The following is an 818-nucleotide window of genomic DNA, read 5'->3' as shown; positions in this document are numbered from 1 at the left end:
TCATAGCAGCGCGCCGGGCAGACCTTCAAGAGTGCAAGCAGCTGTGGGGACGGCTTCGTATGTGCGCGTACTTTGATGTGAGGATGACCGACGTCGACAAGATAGCGGTTGTAGAACAGCTTGTCCTCGACGCGCACTGATGTCTCGACATTCATATTTCAGCTTCCTTAGCTTTGATTCTGATGGGTTATCGCCAAGCGCGCGCGAGGCGGAATGCATCGCCAAATAAACCGGTCCATGACCGCGCATTGACAAAGGATTTCAACGTCAGCTTCTCCTTCTCGGCCTTCGGCGTGCCGTCGACCCGTACATAGTTCTGCATCGCCCTGGCGACGAGCTGCGGATAGGTGAGAAAGAAGTTTTGCGAGTTGGTATGCATCAGCATCGGCATATCCTTGTGCTTCTTGAGATCCTTGATCACGAAGGATTCGTCCAGCATCTTCTTGTAGAGCGACAGATTTGCCGCAGTCATGGGATAACGCCGTGATCTCACCTGGACGATAGCTTCCGCCGCAATGCGGCCCGAGGTCATCGCGAGGTTAGAGCCCTCGCGATGAATGGCGTTGTTGAGCTGCGCCGCATCGCCGGCCACGACCCAACCTTCGGCATACAGCTGCGGGATTGCCTTGTAGCCACCTTCAGGGATGAGGTGCGCAGAATATTCCTTGACCTCCGAGCCCTCGATCAGGGGGGCTCGATCGCGCGACGCGCGATCATCGCAGCCAGCCAGTTGCCGATATCCCCTTCGGTCGAGCGTTGCGCGAGCAGGAGATCACGCAACATTGCGCCCTCATCGCTCTCATTGCGCTTGAAACGCA

At 56.8% G+C, this 818-nt stretch carries 3 pseudogenes; all 3 read right to left on the bottom strand.

Annotation, left to right across the window (positions count from 1 at the left end):
• Window positions 1-155, bottom strand: a pseudogene (locus ACZYOF_RS44045) (ferredoxin family protein); the annotation flags it as partial.
• 32 nt (window positions 156-187) lie between these two features.
• Window positions 188-694 (bottom strand): annotated as a pseudogene (locus ACZYOF_RS44040) (FAD-dependent oxidoreductase); the annotation flags it as partial.
• Window positions 691-818: pseudogene (locus ACZYOF_RS44035) on the bottom strand (nitrogen fixation protein NifQ); the annotation flags it as partial. The pseudogenes ACZYOF_RS44040 and ACZYOF_RS44035, both read right to left, overlap by 4 nt.

It is taken from the genome of Bradyrhizobium sp. LeoA1Lang (genome assembly GCF_055413685.1).
This window is presented reverse-complemented; position numbering and strand designations above follow the sequence as displayed.